Genomic DNA, 19,036 nt, shown 5'->3' on the forward strand with positions numbered 1-19,036 from the left:
GTCGCAAGACATAAGGAGGGGTAAGGATGCGCGAAACCTATGGTCAGCCTCTGGCCCGCGATGCCATGGCCTATGTGCTGGCAGGCGGACGCGGCAGCCGGTTGAAGGAATTGACCGACAATAGGGCCAAGCCTGCGGTCTATTTTGGCGGGATGAGCCGGATTATCGACTTTGCTTTGTCCAATGCGATCAATTCGGGCATCCGCCGCATCGGCGTGGCGACCCAGTATAAGGCGCATAGTTTGATCCGGCACATGAACCGTGCGTGGAACTTCATGCGTCCCGAACGTAACGAAAGCTTTGACATCCTGCCCGCCAGCCAGCGCGTTTCCGAAACGCAATGGTATGAGGGGACAGCCGACGCCGTTTACCAGAATATCGATATTATCGAGAGCTATAGCCCGAAATATATGGTCATTCTGGCCGGCGACCACATCTATAAAATGGACTATGAGTTGATGCTGCGCCAGCATGTCAATTCGGGCGCGGATGTGACGATTGGCTGTCTGGTCGTGCCGCAGGTGGAGGCGACCGGCTTTGGCGTGATGGCGGTGGATGACAAGGACGTCATCACCGATTTTGTCGAAAAGCCGATCAATCCGCCCGAAATCCCGGGTAAGCCGGGCTTCAGCCTCGCCTCGATGGGCATTTATGTGTTCGACACGAAATTCCTGTTCGACCTGCTGCGTGAAGATGCCGCCAATCCGCTCAGCACGCATGATTTCGGCAATGACCTGATCCCCAAGATCGTGAAGGGTGGCAAGGCGGTGGCCCATCGCTTCACCGAAAGCTGCGTGCGAGCCGCGGATGAAATTGGCGAATATTGGCGCGATGTGGGCACGCTGGATGCTTATTTCGAGACCAATCTCGATCTGACCGATACAGTGCCCATGCTCAACATGTATGACCGCGATTGGCGCATCTGGACCGATCAGGTGGTGGCGGCTCCCGCCAAATTCGTGCATGACGAGGAAGGGCGGCGCGGCCATGCGGTGCGTTCGCTGATCTCGCAGGATTGCATCGTTTCGGGCGCTACGGCCTATCGTTCGCTGCTGTTTACCGGCGTGAAAATGGGCAGCTTCTCCAGCGTGACCGAAGGGGTGATCCTGCCCTATTGCAACATCGGGCGCGGGGCGCGGCTCAATCGCGTGATCGTGGATTCGGGTGTGCGTATCCCCGAAGGTCTGGTGGTGGGCGAGGATCCGGAACTGGATGCCAAGCGTTTCCGCCGCACCGACAATGGCGTGTGCCTGATTACCAAACGGATGATCCAGCAATTGGACCTGTGACGGGAGAGTCCCCCATGCTGCGCGTGCTATCGGTGGCGTCAGAAGCGGTGCCCTTTATCAAGACCGGCGGTTTGGCCGATGTGGCGGGCGCCTTGCCCGCCGCTTTGGCGCCGCATGGTGTGGCGATGACCACGCTGATCCCGGGCTATCCGGCGGTGCTGACCAAGCTGGCGGCGCAGGCCAAACCGGCCAAGGGCAAGCGCGCCTTGGCGCCTGCACCCAAGGTGCTGCATGAATGGGATGACCTGTTGGGGCGGCCTGCAAGGCTGCTGGCAGGTACGCTGGATGGCAAGCCGGACGGACCGTCCTTGCTGGTGCTCGATTGCCCCGCGCTTTTTGTGCGTGAGGGTGGTCCTTATGGCGATGCGGCGGGGCATGACTGGCCGGACAATCCCTTGCGCTTTGCCGCCTTTGCCCGCGCGGCGGCCGATGTGGCGGGCGGCGTGGTGGAAGGATTGGCGTTCGATCTGCTGCATTCCCATGATTGGCAGGCGGGTCTGGCACCGGCCTATCTGCGTTTCGCGCCCGTCGGGGCTCAACGTATCCCCGCCATCATGACCATCCATAATATGGCGTTTCAGGGGCATTATGGCGCGGAAATCTTCCCGCTGCTGGGCCTGCCTGCCCATGCATGGTCGATGCATGGCGTGGAATATCATGGGGGCGTGGGCTATTTGAAGGCAGGGCTGGAGGCGGCGCAGGCCATCACCACCGTTTCGCCCACCTATGCCCGCGAAATCCGCGACCCGCATTTCGGCATGGGGCTGGAAGGGCTGATCATCAGCCGTGGTGATCGGGTGCGCGGCATCGTCAATGGCATTGATGATGCCGAATGGAACCCGCAGGCTGACTCTGCTCTGGCCGAGCCTTTCTCGGTCCGCACGTTAAGCCGCCGCCGCGCCAACAAGCGCGCGCTGGAGGCTGAATTCGGGCTGGAGAGCGGCGACGGTCCGATCTTCATCGTGGTCAGCCGCCTGACTTGGCAAAAGGGCATGGATGTGCTGCCCGAATGTCTGGATGCTTTGGTGGCGATGGGCGGGCGACTGGCCCTGCTGGGCAGCGGGGATGCGGCGATTGTGGCGGAATTGAACGCCGCCGCCGCGCGCCATGCGGGCAAAGTGGCCATCCGCATCGGTTATGACGAGGCGCTGGCCCATCGCATGCAGGCGGGGGGCGATGCCATTCTGGTGCCCTCGCGCTTTGAACCTTGCGGGCTGACCCAGCTTTATGGCCTTGCCTATGGCTGCATTCCGGTGGTGGCGCGCACGGGCGGTCTGGCCGATACGGTGGTGGATGCCAATCTGGCGGCGGTAAAGGCGGGTGTGGCCACCGGCGTGCAATTTGACGTAGTATCGGCAGAGGCGATGATTGAGGCCATGTCCCGCACGGTCTCGCTTTATAATCAAGGTGATACTTGGCGACGAATTCAGAAGAACGCCATGCTTTCTGACTTTACGTGGCAACAAAGTGGCGGCACCTATGCAGAGCTTTATAGCGAGATCACCCAGGAGTTCGTGTGAGCCAGACCGTATCGATCGTCGCCCGTCCCACTCAACCCATCGCAGGGCAAAAGCCCGGCACGTCGGGCCTGCGCAAGAAGGTTAAGGTCTTCGCCCAGCCCAATTATGCCGAAAACTTTATCCAGACCGTGTTTGACGTGGTGGAGCGCCCCGAAAACGCCACTTTGGTGATCGGCGGCGACGGGCGCTACCATAATCGCACGGTGATCCAGCAGGCGATCCGCATGGCGGCGGCGAATGGCTATGCGCGGGTGCTGGTGGGGCAGGGGGGTATTCTGTCCACGCCCGCAGCCTCGAACGTGATTCGCCAATATGGTGCCAGCGGCGGTCTGGTGCTGTCGGCCAGCCATAATCCGGGCGGGCCGGACGAGGATTTCGGCATCAAGTATAATATCGCCAATGGTGGCCCCGCGCCCGAAAGCGTGACCGAGGCGATTTACCAGCGCACTTGCGAAATCACCGAATGGCGCATGGTGGAGGCTGATGACATCGACCTCGACACGATCGGCACGACGCAGGTGGGCGGCCTGACGGTGGAAGTGATCGATTCAGTGGCCGATTATGCCGCGCTGATGGAAAAGCTGTTTGATTTCGACGCGATCCGCGCGGCGGTGGCGGGCGGCCTCACCATGAGTTTTGACGCGATGCATGCGGTGACCGGCCCCTATGCGCGCGAGATCTTGGAAAAGCGTCTGGGATTTGCCGAGGGCACGGTGAAAAATGGCGTGCCGTTGGAGGATTTTGGCGGGCATCATCCCGATCCTAACGCAGTTCACGCGCATGAATTGTTTGAAACCATGTTCGGCGTGGCAGCGCCCGATTTCGGCGCGGCTTCCGATGGCGATGGCGATCGCAATCTGATCGTGGGCAAGGGGATCTTTGTTACCCCTTCGGACTCGTTGGCCATGCTGGCGGCCAATGCCCATCTGGCCCCTGCCTATGCGGGCGGCTTGAAGGGTATTGCGCGCAGCATGCCCACCAGCGCGGCGGCGGATCGGGTGGCGGAAGCCTTGGGCATTCCGGCCTATGAAACGCCCACGGGGTGGAAATTCTTTGGCACGCTGCTGGACGCTGGAATGGCCACCATCTGCGGCGAGGAAAGCGCAGGCACCGGCAGCGACCATGTGCGCGAGAAGGACGGGCTGTGGGCGGTGCTGCTCTGGCTCAATATTCTGGCCGTCCGCAAGCAGAGCGTGGCACAGATTGCAGAGGAACATTGGGCCAAATTCGGCCGCAACTATTACGCCCGCCACGATTATGAAGCGCTGCCCACCGAAGCAGCCAATGCATTGGTGGCGGAATTGACCGCCTCGCTGGCCAGCTTGCCGGGGCAGAGCTTCTCCGGCCTGACCGTGGCCGAGGCTGATAGTTTCGGTTACACCGATCCGGTCGATGGCTCAGTCTCGCTCAATCAGGGCCTGCGCGTCTTGTTCGAAGGCGGCAGCCGCATCGTGTTCCGCCTGTCCGGCACAGGCACCGAAGGGGCCACCTTGCGCGTCTATCTGGAGCGTTACGAGCCCGTGGGCGGCGATCTGGCGGGCCATACGCCGGACAAGCTGGCCGATCTGATCACGGCTGCGGATGCTATTGCGGGCATCACGCGTCACACCGGACGCACCGAACCGACCGTTATCACTTGATGGCGCGATTGGGGGCATGGGTAGAGGGCGGCGACACGCATTTTGCGCTGCGCTCGCCCCATGCCAGTGCGGTGGACCTGTGCCTGTTTGATGCAGACGGCGCGGAAAGCCGCGTGGCCATGGTGTGCGAGGGCGAGGTGTGGCGCACGAGCTTGCCGCAGGATTTGCGCGGGCGTGCGTATGGTTATCGCGCGCAGGGGGCATGGGCGCCCGAAAGCGGCCTATGGTTTGATCCGGCGAAATTGCTGGTTGATCCTTATGCGGTGGAATTGGACCGGCGTTTCCAATGGGATGAAGCCTTACGCACCTATGGAGCCGACACGGCGCATCTGGTGCCGCGTGCTCTGGTTCCCGCGCCGATGAAGGCCCTGCCGCTGCAACCACCGCGATTTACCCAAGGCGGGCTGATCTATGAGGTGAATGTCCGCGGCTTCACCCTGCTGCATCCGGAGGTTCCGCCAGTCCTGCGCGGCACGGTGGCGGCTCTGGCCCATCCGGCGATCATCGCCCATTTGCGCAAGCTGAAGGTGAGCGCGGTTGAACTGATGCCGATTGTGGCATGGATTGATGAGCGCCATTTGCCACCTTTGGGCCTGCGCAATTTCTGGGGCTATAATCCGGTTTGCATGATGGTGCTGGACCCCGGCCTGTGCCCCGGCGGAGTGGCGGAATTGCGCGACACGGTGGCCGCACTGCATGAGGCGGGGGTTGGTGTCATCCTCGACATGGTCTTCAACCATAGCGGCGAAAGCGACATTTACGGGCCGGTTTTGAGCCTGCGTGGATTGAATAATTCCGCCTACGCGCATGATGGCGAGGGGCGGCTGATCAATGATACCGGCTGTGGCAACACGCTGGACTTTGCCAATCCGCATGTACGGGCGCTGACTCTGGCGTCTTTGCGCCATTTTGTGGCCCATTGCGGGGTGGATGGCTTCCGCTTTGATCTGGCACCGGTGTTGGCGCGGGGGCCGGGTTTTGATGCCGATGCGCCGATTTTTGCAGAGATGGCGCGCGATCCTTGGCTGGCCGATCGGGTGATGATTGCCGAGCCGTGGGATATCGGGCCGGGGGGCTATCAACTGGGGCGCTTTCCGGCGGGTTGGCTGGAATGGAACGACCGCTACCGCGATGACATGCGCCGGTTCTGGCGCGGAGAGGGGCGTTTGGGCGATTGGGCCACCCGCATGGCGGGCAGCGCGGATATTTTCGGCGAACAGGCCTGTCGCAGTGTCAATTTCCTTGCCGCGCATGATGGTTTTACGCTGGCCGATACGGTGGCCTATGAAAATCGCCACAATCTGGCTAATGGCGAGGATAACCGCGACGGCCATGGCGAGAATTTCAGCTGGAACCATGGCGTAGAAGGGCCGAGCGAAGATCCTGCGGTTGTGGCTGCCCGCGCCAGGGATTTACGCGCCATGCTGGCCTGTCTGTTCGCCTCCACCGGCACGATTATGTTGACGGCGGGTGATGAATTCGGCCGCAGCCAGCAGGGCAATAACAACGCTTATTGTCAGGACAGTCCGATTGGTTGGATCGACTGGCAGGCGCGCGATGCGGAACTGGAGGATTATGTGGCCGCGCTTTCGGCTGGGCGTGTGGAGCGTCTGGCCCATTTCGCGCAATTCCCACTGGATGGCCAATGGCAGCGCTTGGACGGAGCGCCGATGCAGGCGAGTGATTGGGACGGGGAAGGCCTGATTTTCCGTGCAGGGGCCTATGGCTTCGGGGTGGATAGGTCCTCGCGCCATGCGTGGATAGAATAATCTAAGATATATCTTGAAATGTTTTTGAGCCGCGCCTATATCCGGATCAACACCGGATGATAGGAGTTTGTATGTTCGGATTTGAAAGAGGCCGCATGGGCGGTCATGGTGGCCGGGGCGGCAGAGGTCGTGGCTTTATGGCCGTGGGGCCGTTTGGCGGCGAATTTGGGGGCTTTGGCGGAGGCCGCGGCTTTGGGCCGGATGGTTTCGGCGGGGGCGGCTTTGGTGGCGGCAGGGGCGGTGGCCCGCGCCATGGCGGCGGCCATCGCCGTGGCAAGCGTTTTGAAGGCGAGGAATTGCGCCTGATGGTGCTGGCGCTGTTGGCGCAGGCGCCCCAGCATGGCTATCAATTGATCCGCAGCTTTGCCGAAAAGTCGGGCGGCGCTTATCAGCCCAGCCCCGGCGTGCTTTACCCGATGCTGACCATGCTGGCCGAAATGGAATTGGTGGCCGAAGTGGAAAGCGAGGGCGCCAACCGCCGCCTGTTCACCATCAGCGAGGCGGGCAAGGCCGAACTGGCCGAGAAGCAGGCGCAGGTAGAGGTCCTGTTCGCCAAGCTGGCCGCTTTGGCCCAACTGGCGGAAAAGACCGATGGCGCGCCGGTGCGACGGGCAGTGCATAATCTGCGCAGCGCGATTGTCGAACGTTTGGGGCGCGAAGGCGCGGCCGAAGATCTGGCCTTTGAAGTGGCCAAGATCATCGATGAGGCCACGCAAAAGATCGAGCGTCTGTAAAGCGGGCGGCATCAAGGGCGGCGTTCATTTTCTCGCCATGCGGCAATGCGTAGACTGGCGCATTGTCGGGGCAGGGCATAGCGGCAAAACGGCATGTATTTGTTGCTGCCTTGAACCAACAGGACACTTGCATTCCATAGCGGTTTGCAGGCAAGGCGTTGAAAAATCCATTGGATCACCCCCCGTGATTCTGAACGAAAAGAGGATCGAATGACGATTTCGCGACTGATCGCCCCCGCTGCTGCTTTGCTGGCTGTTGCCATCGCCACCCCCGCCGCTGCTGCTGGCGATGCTGCCAAGGGCGCGACCGCGTTCAAGGCCAAGTGCCAGATCTGCCACGTGATCAACGCTGGCCAGAAGGGCACCATGGCGCCCAACCTGCGCGGCGTGGTGGGGCGCAAGGCTGGCAGCACCGATTTCGCTCTCTATTCGCCGCAGCTGAAGGCTTTCGGCAAGCCCTGGAACGCTGCCCTGCTCGACCAGTGGCTGACCGCTCCTGCCAAGCTGGTGCCCGGCGCCCGTATGGCGATGAATGTGCCTGCCAAGGCTGACCGTGACGACGTGATCGCTTACCTCACCACGTTGAAGTAAGCGGCGGGCAGCGAAAGCTGCCGGTCAAGCACAAGAGGGGCGGGGCGACCACGGTCGCTGCCGCCCCTTTTTGCTGGGGGATTAAGGGTGGCTTGGGGCAAACCCTGTCTTGGGTTGGGGCCGCAAATGGCCTAAAGCTGCGCCCATGATCGCACATACAATCCAATTGGCGCTGGCGCCCGTTTTCGTGCTGGTGGCTATCGGCAATATCATGAACATCCTGTCGAGCCGTTTGGGCCGCATCGTCGATCGCGCCCGCACGTTGCAACGGATGCATGGCGAGACCAAGGGGGCCGCGCATGATCGCGTGGTGCTAGAAATGCGGTCGGTGGATCAACGCATCGAGCTTAACACGCGGGCGATCAAATTGCTGGTGATGGCCGGTCTGGCGATTGGCACGACGGTGGCGGTGCTGTTCGTCGAGGAAATTTTCAACGTGCCGGTGGAGCGAATCGCGGCGGGTATCTTCCTGTTGGCGATCAGCCTGCTGATGTGGGGCCTCTGGCTGTTTTTGCGCGAAACGCAGGTTGCTGCTGAAATTCTGCGTATCCCCGAAGACTATTTGGAAAGCCATCGCGAATTGTAAGGCGGTTTTTGCGCTTTATCATTGCAGAACAAAGGGTAATGCATAAGCTTTAGGGCATGTCGCTGCATGCCGCCCTTTTGCTGATGGCTGCTCCCGCCCCGGTGCTGGCTTTGAATGCTGCGCGTGTAGCGCCACCCGCTGAGGCTGTGGCCATCGCCCGCCATTGTGGGCTGCGGCTCGATCAATTTGTCGTCGACGGGCATGGACGGATCAGCTTTCTCACCTCGCCCTCGGACCGGTTTTGGCAGGTTACCTGCGCCTATACGATGCTGCGCCATTTGCCGCGCCCGCAAGCGTTTGATGATGTCACCAACCGCCATTTGCCCCGCCATATCCCCGTGCTGCCCAACGGGCGGTAATTCGGGCAACAAAAAACCCGGCCTTTCCGCGATGGAGAGGCCGGGTCTTTGTTGGTCAGAAACCGCCTGGCTTATTCAGCAGCGGGTTCTTCGGCGGCGGCCTTCTTCTTGGTCGCCTTCTTCTTGGGAGCGGCCTCGGCAGCAGCTTCTTCGCCTTCTACGGCTTCAGCAGCGGCCTTCTTCTTGGTGGCCTTCTTCTTGGGAGCCGCTTCGGCTTCGCCATGGTCGTGGCCGCAGTCAGGGCCATGCACGTGGCCAGCTTCGCCTTCTTCGGCTTCGATGGCAGCCTGCAGCTCTTCCTTGGTCACTTCGCGCTCGGTGACTTCAGCCTTTTCGAACAGGTGGTCAACGACCTTCTCTTCGTAAAGGGGAGCGCGCAGCTGGGCGGCGAACAGAGGTTCGGACTGGACATATTCAGCGAAACGCTGACGGTCTTCCGGACGATACTGCTGGGCAGCCTGCGACACCAGCATCTGGAATTCCTGCGCGGTGATTTCCACGCCAGCCTGCTGGCCGATTTCCGACAGCAGAAGGCCCAGACGCACGCGGCGCACGGCGATCTTGCGATAGTCTTCCTTCTCGGCTTCGATCTCAGCCAGAGCTTCTTCAGGATTTTCCTCGCGCGAGGCTTCCTGCGTCAGCTGCTGCCAGATCTGGCCGAATTCGGCTTCCACCATGCTGGCGGGCACTTCGAAATCGGCGCCATCGGCCAGAATGTCCAGCAGCTGGCGCTTCATCTGGGTGCGGGTCTGGCCGGCGGTTTCGCCTTCCAGCTGGCCGCGCAGCAGGCCCTTGAGCTGTTCCAGATCGGTCAGGCCCAGGCTCTTGGCGAATTCGTCGTCCAGAACGGTTTCGGCGGCAACCTTCACAGCCTTGACGGTGATGTCAAAGGTGGCGTCCTTGCCAGCCAGATGAGCGGCCTGATAATCTTCGGGGAAGGTGACAGTGATGGTCTTTTCATCACCAGCCTTGGCGCCGACCAGCTGTTCTTCGAAACCGGGGATGAAACGGCCCGAGCCGATTTCCAGCGCAGCGTCTTCAGCCTTGCCGCCGTCAAATTCCACGCCGTCCAGCTTGCCCACGAAATCGATGGTCAGCTGGTCGCCTTCTGCGGCTTCCTTGCCTTCTTCGGCATCGGCAAAACGCTTGGCCGACGAAGCGATGCGGGCAACGCCTTCCATCACTTCTTCGTCGGTCACAGGAACGACCAGCTTTTCCAGCTTCAAGCCCGACAGGTCAGGCACGGTGATCGCGGGCAGCACTTCGAGGCTGACGGTCAGCGTGGCGTCCTTGCCTTCTTCATAGCCTTCGCCCAGAGCGACTTCGGGCTGGGTGGCAGGGCGCAGCGCGTTATCGGCCACAACCTTGTCCAGAGCTTCGCGGATCAGACCCGACAGGGCGTCCTGATGGATCTGGGCGCCAAAGCGCTTCTTGACCAGATTCGCCGGAACCTTGCCCGCGCGGAAGCCGGGAAGCTGCACCTGCGGAGCGATGGTCTTGACTTCGGCCTCGACCTTTTCCGAAATCGTGGCCGCGGCGATCGTCACGCTATATGCGCGCTTCAGGCCTTCATTGGTGGTTTCGACAATCTGCATGATAATTCAATGCCTTCCCAATTCGCCGCTACGAGATGAGCGAGGAGGAAGACTGGTGCGGGCGAAGGGACTCGAACCCCCACATCTTACGATACTGGTACCTAAAACCAGCGCGTCTACCAATTCCGCCACGCCCGCAACATCGACGAAGCTACGTCAAATTCAGGGGCTGGGCCTTAGAGTGCTTCTGGCAAAAGGGCAAGCGGTCAAACCGGATTTGGATGGGTTCGACCTGCATTTTCTCACATCCGGGCAACAATCGGGCAAAGTTGCGCCGCTAAACAGGGGTTGCGCTTGTGCAGACATCGCCAAAGGCGGGCGGCAAGCGCGGTAAGCAGGAGAGTTTTCGATGACGAGCATTGCCATGGCGGCAAGTTTGCTGGCGGCCAGCCTTGTCGCGCCCCACGATTCCCACAGTCTGACCCTGTCCTTGCCCCATGGGGGGGAGAAGGCTGCAAGGGCGCCGCTGGTTTATTCCGTCACGCCCCAGATCACCATGCGAACAGCGGGTGTCCATGCCCCCAACCGGGCCGACCTGCGCCATTGTGTGTGGGAAGGGCGCTGGGTGGTTACGCGCAAGCTGGGGCATGAAGCGCATCCGGCCCGCAAAATTCAGGAAGGCCCGCTGGTGACAGGGCGCGAACATGGCGCCTGTCCCGCACAAGCCGCCGCGATCAAGCGTGAGGCATTGGCGCGATTGGGTGATCCGGCGCGTTTGTTGCAACAAGTGGCCGAAGGTGACCATGCCATGACGATGGCCGAGGCCGAGGCCCATCAGACGGGGCGAAAAACAGGCGGATAGGTTTCGCGGGCAGCGAGCGAAGGGAAAGGGCGGGGTCGGCTTGGCCCCGCCCTTTTTCTATCAACCGGCGATCCAGCGGAGGATCTTCAGCATCCACCCTTGCTGTCCGGCCACAGCGGGGCGGGGGGAGGCAAGGGCGGAAGTGTTGCCCATGCATTCCAGACAATAGGCCTGCGCGCCGCCGCTGCCCAGCATATGCAGCGTGTCGCTGATTGCCATGCCCAATTGCTGGCGCTGGCGCATGGCAATCATGCCGGCCCAGTCATGGCCCATGGCGCTGTCCTCCTCCTCCTCGGAGGCATCATCGCCATTCTGACGGAACTGGTCCACCACCTGACGCAAGGTACCTGCATCCTCGCCAAGGAAAGCGGCGTGCCAGCCATCGGGATCAAGCTTGGCCTCCTTGGCTGCATAGGCCAGCGCATCATCCAGCCCGCCGAACTGGTCCACCAGCCCGATCTGGCGCGCGGTGCCGCCATCCCACACGCGGCCCTGCGCGATCGTGTCGACCTGCGCGGGCGTTTTATGGCGTGATTGCGCCACCAGATTGATGAAGCGGCTATAGCCTGCCTCGATATTGGCCTGCAGCACCTGTTCGATTTCGGGCGTAAAGCCGGTCAGCACATCGGGCTGCCCCGCGAGCGGGCCGGTGCGCACGCCATCACCCTTCACGCCCCAATCGGCCAGCACGCGTTCAAAGCTGGGGATGACCGCGAAAATGCCGATGGAACCGGTGATTGTGCCGGGTTCGGCAAAGATGCGGCTGCCCGGTGTGGAGACCCAATAGCCGCCGCTGGCCGCCATATTGGCCATGGAGATCACCACCGGCAGGCCGCGCGCCTTTTGACGCAGGATGGCGGCGCGGATCGCTTCGGAGCCGACCACCGAACCGCCCGGCGAATCGACGCGGATGACCAGCGCGGCCAGATCCTTCTTCTCCGCCGAATCGATCAGCTTGACGATGCGTTCGCCGCCTGCGCTGCCCGGCCCTGCGGTGCCATCGGTGATAGCGCCGGCAATGGTGACGACGCCTATCGCCTTGCCATCGGTGGAGGCGGGGTTGGCGGCCAGCCATGTGCCCATCGGTGTGTGGCTATAGCCACCCGGTTGAGTGTCTTGGCTATCCTTGCCCACAATCTTGGCCGCGGCGGCGCCAAATTCGGCGTGGTTGCCGATCTTGTCCACCAGACCAGCATTGAGCGCCGCCTTGGCTGCATCGCCGCCCGCCGCCTTGAACCAGCCCACCGGATCGGCCGCCACCTTGTCAACTTGCGCCTTGGGGCGGGCCTTGACGATATTGTCGCGCCATTGGCCGAAAATCGCGCCCAGCAGCGCCTTGTTCGCCTCACGCGAGGGATCGGACATGCCATCGCGCAGATAGGGCTCGACGTAATCCTTGTAAGTGCCGACGCGGAAGACATGGGCCGTGATCTTAAGCTTTTCCAGCAGCTTGCCATAATAAAGCCGCTGGCCACCCATGCCTTCGACATAGGCGCCGCCCAAGGGATCGACCCAAATCTCGCTGGCATGGGACGCGATCAACAGGCCCGCATTGTCATACATCGCGCCAAAGGCCAGCACCGGCTTTTTCGCGGCGCGCACTTCGTCAATCGCCGCGCCAATTTCGCTGGCATGGACAAAGCCTGCGCCGGAAAACTTGCTGAAATCCAGCACGACAGCCTTGATTTTGCTATCCTTTGCCGCCCCCTTCAGCGCGCGCAGCACATCGCGCTCGCGCAATTGCGGCGTGTCGCCATCGCCCGACAGCAGGCTTTCCAGATCGGCCTTGGGCAATTCCTCGACAATGGCACCCTTGAAGTCGATGACCAGCGCGCCTTCCTTCACCTGAGGCAGCGCGGGGCGCACCGACATGGCGGCATAAAGCCCGCCAAAAAACGCCAGCATGGCCAACAGGACCAGCGCGTCCTTGATCCCCACCAACAGACGCCAGACCAATTTTGCAAATGCCATGCTTATCTTCTCCTGATCCGCCCATCATAATCAGAAGTGGAGAACAGCGCAAAGCCCCTTGAGGCTTATGCTTCATCGCTATAGTGCGCTCTTTTTGATGACCAGCTTTACCTATCCCGAAGGCAGTCTTGCCTTCCCCCACCGCAGCCTGCTCGGGCTGGCGGGCCTTGCCCCGCACGAGATCCACTTTCTGCTCGACGAGGCCGAGCAATGGGTGGAGTTGAACCGGCAGCCGCAAAAGAAGGTGGAGGCCCTGCGCGGCCTGACCATCATTAATGCCTTTTATGAAAATTCGACCCGCACGCTGCTGTCTTTCGAGATCGCGGGCAAGCGTCTGGGCGCGGATGTGGTCAACATGTCGGTGGGCCAGTCCAGCGTGAAAAAGGGCGAGACGCTGATCGACACCGCCATGACGCTCAACGCCATGCGCGCCGACGCGATTGTGATCCGCCATGCCAGTTCGGGCGCGGTGCGCCTGATCGCGGAAAAGGTGGATTGCCCCGTTCTGAACGCGGGCGATGGCCAGCATGAACACCCGACGCAGGGCTTGCTCGACGCGCTGACCATCAAGCGGGCCAAGGGCACTTTCGTGGGCCTGACCGTCACCATCTGCGGCGATATTCTGCACAGCCGCGTGGCGCGTTCCAATATTCTGGCGCTGACGGCTCTGGGGGCCAATGTGCGCGTTTGCGCGCCGCCCGCGCTGATGCCTGCCGATATTGAACGGATGCGCGTAACGCCTTTTCATGATTTCGATGCCGCGTTGAAAGGCGCGGATGTGGTGATGATGCTGCGCCTGCAGAACGAGCGCATGACCGGCCAGTTCATCCCTTCGCCACGTGAATATCGCCATCTCTATGGCCTGTCGCTGGACCGTCTGGCCAAGGCGGCGCCCGATGCGATTGTGATGCACCCCGGCCCGATGAACCGCGGGATCGAGATTGATTCCAATGTGGCCGATCTGGAAGGCCGCAGCCTGATTACCACGCAGGTGGAAATGGGCGTGGCAATGCGCATGGCCTGTCTGGAAGTTTTGACGAGGCGCGCGCGGCAAGTGCCCGGTTGGGCGCCAGCGGTAGCAGACAAAGGAGCCTCGGCATGAAGAACTCGGCTCTGACGATCACCGGCGGCAAGCTGGTTTTGGGCGAGGGCGTGCCGGTTTCGGGCGCGATCCGTTGCGAAGGCGACCGGATTGTGGCCTTGGGCGCCGATGTCGCCCCGCAGGATGGCGACCGCGTGGTGCAGGCCAAGGGTGCCCTGATCGCGCCTGGTCTTGTGGACCTTGGCGTATTTGCCATCGACAAGCCCGCGCTGCATTTCGGCGGCATTACCCGCGCGGCGCTGATGCCGGACCAGAACCCGCCGCTCGACCGGCCCAGCACGGTGCGTTACGCCGCGCAAAGCGGCAAGCCTGACCTGTGGGTGCATCCTTTGGCCGCCGCCACGCGCGGGCTGGAAGGCAGCGATATGGCCGAGATCGCCCTGATGCGTGAAGCAGGGGCAAAGGCGATTGCCACCGGACGTCAGTGGATTGCCGATTCGGGCACGATGCTGCGCCTGTTGCGCTATGCCGCCATGCTTGATCTGGTGGTCATCACCCATGCCGAGGATAGCGGGATCGCCGGCAATGCCGTAGCCACCGCAGGCGAAATGGCCACGCGGCTTGGCCTGCCCAGCGCGCCGGTTCAGGCCGAGGCGTTGGCCGTGGCGCGGGACATTGCGCTGGCTGAGATGGCGGGGGCGAGGCTGCATTTCCGCCAGATCACCACCCGCGCCGCGCTGGACCTGATCCGCGCCGCGCAAAAGCGGGGCTTGCGGGTTACCGCTGGTGTGACGCCCGCCCATTTCATGCTGTCGGACACGGCTCTGGCCGATTTCCGCACCTTCTGCCGCTTCTCGCCACCCTTGCGGCAGGAGGACGACCGCCGCGCCGTGATCGAGGCAATTGGCGATGGCACGATCAGCGTGATCACCAGCGGCCATGATCCGCGCGGGCCGGAGGATAAACGCCTGCCCTTTGCCGATGCCGAACCGGGTATGGCGGGGGCCGAAACGCTGCTGCCTTTGACCATGACTTTGGTGCGCGATGGAGTGATCGATCTGGCTACCGCTTTCCGCCTGTTGGCGACCAATCCGGCGGCGATTTTGGGCGTGGATGCGGGCGCGTTGGCGGTTGGGTTGCAGGCGGATATTGCTCTGGTGGATGCCGATCGCCCGTGGATTGTCGACTCGCGCAAGATGGCCGCTCTGGCCGGTAACACGCCCTTTGACCGCCAAGGCGTGCAGGGCCGCGTGCTGGCCCTGTGGAAGGGCGGGATGCAGGTCGCCTGAAAAGCAATCGGGGGGAGGGCATGGTGCCGCTCCCCCCTTTTGTCTCAGGCGGCAAAGCCCGCATATTTGCTGGCATCGCACCAATTGCCATGCAGCCCGCTTTTCAAGCGGAAGGGCAGCTTGGCGCGGCCCACGGGGCCATCCTCCAGACGTTGCGCGTCCAGCACCACCAGATCGGAATAATTGGTCACCAGATTGTCGACCACCGCGATGATCCAGCCATCGCCTTCGGGCGAATCCGGTGAACGCGGCACGAAGCAGGGTTCCTGAATCATGCAATGCGGGCCTGCCCACCAACTGTCCTGTGCGCCGGTCGCATGGTTGATATGGCCGATGCGGTTCATGCGGAAACCCGAAGCCCGCGCGCCGGGGAAGTCCACCGGCATTTCCGGATCCATCACCAGCATATAGCCATGGGCGTAGGGTTGCCCGACATAGCGTTCGTCGATGCGGGGGAATTCGTCGATCCAGTGGGATAGTTGTTCCACCTTGAGGAACTCGTCCGACGTCGAGGCCAGATCGACCGTCCAGCGGGTGAGGAAAGGCCGTGCGGCTATGGGGTCAAATGGTGCGCCATGGATGTCGGGGAAGAAGGGGAAGCAATTGCCCACCGCCTCTGGCGTGTCGAAATGGATCTTCGTGCCGTCTTCGAACGCATTCATCACATGGCTGGCAAAGATCGTCTTGGGCGCCTTGAACCAGCGGATGTCTTTACCCGTGACGCCTGGCCCACGCGGCAGCACTCCCAGATAAACCGGCAGTGTGGTGTCAAAGCCGAAATGGGGCAGGCCCGCCTTCAAGCGGTCCCAATTGCTGGTGGAGGGCACGATATGGAACACGGCATAATGCTCGGTGATCGCATAATCGTGCATCATGCAATAATAGGGCGCTTCGAAAAAGGTTTCGTAGAGGACATTACCCTGCGGGTCGATTTCAAAGAAGGAACAATCCCGCGTCAGCAGTCCGGTGGCGGCATAGCCGAAATTGCAGAAATTGCCGGTAACAGGGTCTACCTTGCCATGGGCGGAGAAGGTCTGGTTTTTCAGCTTGCCGTCAAAAAAGGTGAAGCCCTCGGTCTCCAGCGTCATTGGGTCCATGATGAGGCAGGGGCCATCCTCCTTCATCGCAAACAGCTTGCCCGCGTGGACCATCACATTGGTGTTGGTGGTGGAGCGGATCTGCCCCTTCACCTCCTCGTCATCAGTCAGAGGGTTGCGATAGGCGCCGAACAGGGCGCGACCGGCCGCGCGTTCCAGCTTGAATTTGTCGGTGCGGGCATAGCGCTGCTTGAAATCCACCTTGCCGCCGCGAAAGTGGAACAGGCTGACCATGCCATCGCCGTTGAAAAACTGGTCATCGGCAAATTTTGGAGGAAATTGCGAGTCGGGATGAACGCGGTGGAAGGTTCCGTTCATCGAGGCGGGGATTTCGCCTTCCACCTCCATGTCCAGAATGTCGCATTCCAGCCGGACAGGCCGCAAAACGCCAGTGAAACTGCGGGTATCGGGGAAATGGGCCATGGGTCATCCTCTGTTTTCAGGTCGGGTGCTCTATTGGCACTTTGTATGCAATGCATACCTTCTTTCAGGTCTGCGTCAAATGCTCTTCTGCGGCAAAGGGAAGGGTTTAATTCTCCCCTACGGAGGCATACCTTGGGGTATGTGTTCAAGTTCGCAGGTTTTCTGGGGGTAACGCCCTTGAACATTGCAGCGTGAAGCGCGACATAGACAGCCTAGACCAAGAGGATTTTACATGATCGATCTGTTTGGACGCAGCGACGCTCAGGGCAAATTCACCACCGATCCCGTCACGGGCGCGCTGATCCCGGTGGTGGTGGAGCAATCCAGCCGCGGCGAGCGCAGCTTCGACATTTACTCGCGCCTGCTGCGCGAGCGTATCATTTTCGTGACCGGCCAGATCGAGGACCATATGGCCTCGGTTATCGTTGCCCAGTTGCTGTTCCTGGAATCGGAAAACCCGAGCAAGGATATCAGCATGTATATCAACTCGCCCGGTGGCGTGGTGACGGCGGGCCTGTCGATTTATGACACGATGCAATATATCAAGCCCAAGGTGTCGACCGTGTGCATCGGTCAGGCCTGCTCGATGGGCAGCTTCCTGCTGGCCGCCGGTGAGCCGGGGCAGCGAATCGCCCTGCCCAACGCGCGTATCATGATCCACCAGCCCAGCGGCGGTGCGCAGGGTATGGCGTCCGATATCGAGATTCAGGCCCGCGAAATCCTGCGCATCCGTTCGCGGATGAACAGCCTTTATTCCAAATTCACCGGTAAGCCGGTGGAGGAAATCGAGGCCGCGATGGACCGCGACAATTTCCTTGAAGCCGATGAAGCCCTGAAGTTTGGCTTGATCGACAAGGTGTTCGAGCGCCGCCCCGATGTCGAAGGCGCTGGCAACTGATCGGTAACCCTGACGGTTCAGCCTGTCTCAAGCAGGGATGGGTTAACCGTCGGGGATTGAATTTGGCGCCCGCGGGGCTAGGCTGCAAAGATAACAGCCCTGAACGGGCCATTTGGGAAATGGCATGACGAAACTGAGCGGATCCGACGCAAAGAGCACCCTCTATTGCAGCTTCTGCGGGAAATCGCAGCACGAGGTGCGCAAGCTGATCGCGGGACCTACCGTGTTCATCTGCGATGAATGCGTCGAATTGTGCAACGACATCATCCGCGAGGAAACCAAGAGCGGCCTTGCCGGCAAGAAGGACGGCGGCGTCCCCACGCCCAAGGACATCTTCGAGACGCTGAACGATTATGTGATCGGTCAGGATCGTGCCAAGCGCGTGCTGGCGGTGGCGGTGCACAATCACTACAAGCGCCTGAAGCACAGCGGCAAGGGCGGCGAAGTCGAACTGTCGAAGTCGAACATTCTGCTGGTCGGCCCCACCGGTTCGGGCAAGACCTTGCTGGCGCAGACTTTGGCCAAGACGTTTGACGTGCCCTTCACCATGGCGGACGCGACCACGCTGACCGAGGCTGGTTATGTGGGTGAGGATGTGGAGAACATCATCCTCAAGCTGTTGCAGGCCAGCGATTATAACGTTGAAAAGGCCCAGCACGGCATCGTCTATATCGACGAAATCGACAAGATCAGCCGCAAGGCCGAAAACCCCTCCATCACCCGCGACGTGTCGGGCGAGGGCGTGCAGCAGGCGCTGCTCAAGCTGATGGAAGGCACCACGGCCTCGGTTCCGCCGCAGGGCGGCCGCAAGCATCCGCAGCAGGAATTCCTGCAGGTGGACACGACCAACATCCTGTTCATTTGTGGCGGCGCCTTTGCCGGTCTGGAAAAGATCATTGCCGACCGCCTGCAAAAGCGTTCGATCGGTTTTGGCGCCCATGTCGCCGATCCGGACAAGCGCAAGGTGGGCGAATTGCTGCAAAAGGCTGAGCCGGAAGATTTGCAGAAGTTTGGCCTGATCCCCGAATTCATCGGCCGTCTGCCGGTGATCGCCACGCTGAACGATCTGGACATCCCCGCGCTGGTGCAGATCCTGCGCGAGCCCAAGAACGCTTTGGTCAAGCAATATGCCAAGCTGTTCGATCTGGAAGACGTAACGCTGACCTTCACCGATGATGCGCTGGAAGCGATTGCCAAGCGCGCCATCGAGCGCAAGACCGGCGCGCGCGGCCTGCGTTCGATCGTGGAAGGCCTGCTGCTGGATACGATGTTCGACCTGCCCACCGAATCCGACATTGCCGAAGTGGTGGTGGACAAGGATGTCGTCGAAGGCCGCAAGGAACCAGTCCGCGTGCTGAAGGGCAAGGAAGCGGCGGCTTAAGCTGGTCGATCCTGATTAAAAAGGAACAGGGCGGGGCTGCAAACCCCGCC

Annotated in this window: 16 protein-coding genes and 1 tRNA gene; 13 read left to right on the forward strand and 4 right to left on the reverse strand. The window is 61.4% G+C overall.

Annotation, left to right across the window (positions count from 1 at the left end):
* The first annotated feature begins 26 nt into the window (after positions 1-26).
* The 8 genes from glgC to EOE18_RS08325 all read left to right on the forward strand — a co-directional run bounded on the left by glgC (position 27) and on the right by EOE18_RS08325 (position 8,488).
* Entirely contained in the window at positions 27-1,289 is a 1,263-nt protein-coding gene (glgC, locus tag EOE18_RS08290) for a glucose-1-phosphate adenylyltransferase (protein ID WP_127708215.1), read from the forward strand.
* Between the two features lie 14 nt (positions 1,290-1,303).
* Positions 1,304-2,809, forward strand: a complete 1,506-nt coding sequence (glgA, locus tag EOE18_RS08295) for a glycogen synthase GlgA (protein ID WP_127708218.1) — start codon at positions 1,304-1,306, stop codon at positions 2,807-2,809.
* Positions 2,806-4,449, forward strand: coding sequence for an alpha-D-glucose phosphate-specific phosphoglucomutase (locus EOE18_RS08300; protein WP_181953030.1), 1,644 nt, complete (start codon positions 2,806-2,808; stop codon positions 4,447-4,449). The genes glgA and EOE18_RS08300 overlap by 4 nt, the downstream gene beginning before the upstream one ends.
* Positions 4,449-6,218 carry a glycogen debranching protein GlgX gene (gene glgX / locus EOE18_RS08305; RefSeq protein ID WP_127708733.1) on the forward strand — a complete coding sequence of 590 codons (1,770 nt, stop codon included), beginning with the start codon at positions 4,449-4,451 and terminating at the stop codon, positions 6,216-6,218. The genes EOE18_RS08300 and glgX overlap by 1 nt, the downstream gene beginning before the upstream one ends.
* A 71-nt stretch (positions 6,219-6,289) precedes the next feature.
* The gene (locus EOE18_RS08310) at positions 6,290-6,952 is read left to right on the forward strand and encodes a PadR family transcriptional regulator (RefSeq protein WP_127708221.1); all 663 of its coding nucleotides are present in this window, start codon (positions 6,290-6,292) and stop codon (positions 6,950-6,952) included.
* Between the two features lie 210 nt (positions 6,953-7,162).
* Positions 7,163-7,543: a c-type cytochrome gene (locus EOE18_RS08315; protein WP_127708224.1), complete on the forward strand. Its 381-nt coding sequence runs from the start codon at positions 7,163-7,165 to the stop codon at positions 7,541-7,543.
* A 145-nt stretch (positions 7,544-7,688) separates the two neighbouring features.
* Positions 7,689-8,129 carry a DUF2721 domain-containing protein gene (locus tag EOE18_RS08320; protein ID WP_127708227.1) on the forward strand — a complete coding sequence of 147 codons (441 nt, stop codon included), beginning with the start codon at positions 7,689-7,691 and terminating at the stop codon, positions 8,127-8,129.
* A gap of 83 nt (positions 8,130-8,212) precedes the next feature.
* Positions 8,213-8,488 (forward strand): hypothetical protein, encoded by a 276-nt coding sequence (locus EOE18_RS08325; RefSeq protein WP_127708230.1) that lies wholly within the window; start codon positions 8,213-8,215, stop codon positions 8,486-8,488.
* A gap of 71 nt (positions 8,489-8,559) precedes the next feature.
* Here EOE18_RS08325 and tig read toward each other — a convergent pair whose 3' ends face one another.
* Both tig and EOE18_RS08335 read right to left on the reverse strand, forming a co-directional pair.
* A complete protein-coding gene (tig, locus tag EOE18_RS08330) occupies positions 8,560-10,083 on the reverse strand; it encodes a trigger factor (protein WP_127708233.1) in 1,524 nt (507 codons plus the stop codon).
* A gap of 53 nt (positions 10,084-10,136) precedes the next feature.
* Positions 10,137-10,221 (reverse strand) — tRNA-Leu (locus EOE18_RS08335).
* Positions 10,222-10,432: 211 nt separating this feature from the next.
* On the opposite strand from EOE18_RS08335, the gene EOE18_RS08340 reads away from it, so the two are divergent.
* Positions 10,433-10,885, forward strand: a complete 453-nt coding sequence (locus EOE18_RS08340) for a hypothetical protein (protein ID WP_127708236.1) — start codon at positions 10,433-10,435, stop codon at positions 10,883-10,885.
* Between the two features lie 60 nt (positions 10,886-10,945).
* Here the strand turns inward: EOE18_RS08340 and sppA are convergent, their stop codons facing one another.
* Complete coding sequence (gene sppA / locus EOE18_RS08345) at positions 10,946-12,856, reverse strand: signal peptide peptidase SppA (RefSeq protein WP_127708239.1); 1,911 nt, start codon at positions 12,854-12,856, stop codon at positions 10,946-10,948.
* Positions 12,857-12,953: 97 nt separating this feature from the next.
* On the opposite strand from sppA, the gene EOE18_RS08350 reads away from it, so the two are divergent.
* Together EOE18_RS08350 and EOE18_RS08355 are read left to right on the forward strand one after the other, a co-directional pair.
* A complete protein-coding gene (locus EOE18_RS08350; protein ID WP_127708242.1) occupies positions 12,954-13,958 on the forward strand; it encodes an aspartate carbamoyltransferase catalytic subunit in 1,005 nt (334 codons plus the stop codon).
* Positions 13,955-15,187: a dihydroorotase gene (locus EOE18_RS08355; protein ID WP_127708246.1), complete on the forward strand. Its 1,233-nt coding sequence runs from the start codon at positions 13,955-13,957 to the stop codon at positions 15,185-15,187. Before EOE18_RS08350 ends, EOE18_RS08355 begins: the two co-directional genes overlap by 4 nt.
* Positions 15,188-15,231: 44 nt before the next feature.
* On the opposite strand, the gene EOE18_RS08360 is transcribed toward EOE18_RS08355, so the two are convergent.
* Positions 15,232-16,707, reverse strand: a complete 1,476-nt coding sequence (locus EOE18_RS08360) for a lignostilbene-alpha,beta-dioxygenase (protein WP_127708248.1) — start codon at positions 16,705-16,707, stop codon at positions 15,232-15,234.
* A gap of 232 nt (positions 16,708-16,939) precedes the next feature.
* Between EOE18_RS08360 and clpP the strand changes: the two genes are divergently transcribed.
* Both clpP and clpX read left to right on the forward strand, forming a co-directional pair.
* Entirely contained in the window at positions 16,940-17,605 is a 666-nt protein-coding gene (gene clpP / locus EOE18_RS08365) for an ATP-dependent Clp endopeptidase proteolytic subunit ClpP (RefSeq protein ID WP_127708251.1), read from the forward strand.
* Positions 17,606-17,729: 124 nt separating this feature from the next.
* The gene (gene clpX / locus EOE18_RS08370) at positions 17,730-18,986 is read left to right on the forward strand and encodes an ATP-dependent Clp protease ATP-binding subunit ClpX (RefSeq protein ID WP_127708254.1); all 1,257 of its coding nucleotides are present in this window, start codon (positions 17,730-17,732) and stop codon (positions 18,984-18,986) included.
* Positions 18,987-19,036: the final 50 nt, after the last annotated feature.

It is taken from the genome of Novosphingobium umbonatum (assembly GCF_004005905.1).
Taxonomy (GTDB): Bacteria; Pseudomonadota; Alphaproteobacteria; order Sphingomonadales; family Sphingomonadaceae; genus Novosphingobium; species Novosphingobium umbonatum.

What these genes read in the sequence shown, in the direction of transcription:
- glgX (WP_127708733.1), top strand. Translation starts at nt 4,449, where the DNA reads ATGGCGCGATTGGGGGCATGGGTAGAGGGCGGCGACACGCATTTTGCG.
- clpX (WP_127708254.1), top strand. Translation starts at nt 17,730, where the DNA reads ATGACGAAACTGAGCGGATCCGACGCAAAGAGCACCCTCTATTGCAGC.
- EOE18_RS08310 (WP_127708221.1), top strand. Translation starts at nt 6,290, where the DNA reads ATGTTCGGATTTGAAAGAGGCCGCATGGGCGGTCATGGTGGCCGGGGC.
- EOE18_RS08320 (WP_127708227.1), top strand. Translation starts at nt 7,689, where the DNA reads ATGATCGCACATACAATCCAATTGGCGCTGGCGCCCGTTTTCGTGCTG.
- EOE18_RS08355 (WP_127708246.1), top strand. Translation starts at nt 13,955, where the DNA reads ATGAAGAACTCGGCTCTGACGATCACCGGCGGCAAGCTGGTTTTGGGC.
- glgA (WP_127708218.1), top strand. Translation starts at nt 1,304, where the DNA reads ATGCTGCGCGTGCTATCGGTGGCGTCAGAAGCGGTGCCCTTTATCAAG.
- clpP (WP_127708251.1), top strand. Translation starts at nt 16,940, where the DNA reads ATGATCGATCTGTTTGGACGCAGCGACGCTCAGGGCAAATTCACCACC.
- tig (WP_127708233.1), bottom strand. Translation starts at nt 10,083, where the DNA reads ATGCAGATTGTCGAAACCACCAATGAAGGCCTGAAGCGCGCATATAGC.
- EOE18_RS08350 (WP_127708242.1), top strand. Translation starts at nt 12,954, where the DNA reads ATGACCAGCTTTACCTATCCCGAAGGCAGTCTTGCCTTCCCCCACCGC.
- EOE18_RS08325 (WP_127708230.1), top strand. Translation starts at nt 8,213, where the DNA reads ATGGCTGCTCCCGCCCCGGTGCTGGCTTTGAATGCTGCGCGTGTAGCG.
- EOE18_RS08340 (WP_127708236.1), top strand. Translation starts at nt 10,433, where the DNA reads ATGACGAGCATTGCCATGGCGGCAAGTTTGCTGGCGGCCAGCCTTGTC.
- glgC (WP_127708215.1), top strand. Translation starts at nt 27, where the DNA reads ATGCGCGAAACCTATGGTCAGCCTCTGGCCCGCGATGCCATGGCCTAT.
- sppA (WP_127708239.1), bottom strand. Translation starts at nt 12,856, where the DNA reads ATGGCATTTGCAAAATTGGTCTGGCGTCTGTTGGTGGGGATCAAGGAC.
- EOE18_RS08315 (WP_127708224.1), top strand. Translation starts at nt 7,163, where the DNA reads ATGACGATTTCGCGACTGATCGCCCCCGCTGCTGCTTTGCTGGCTGTT.
- EOE18_RS08360 (WP_127708248.1), bottom strand. Translation starts at nt 16,707, where the DNA reads ATGGCCCATTTCCCCGATACCCGCAGTTTCACTGGCGTTTTGCGGCCT.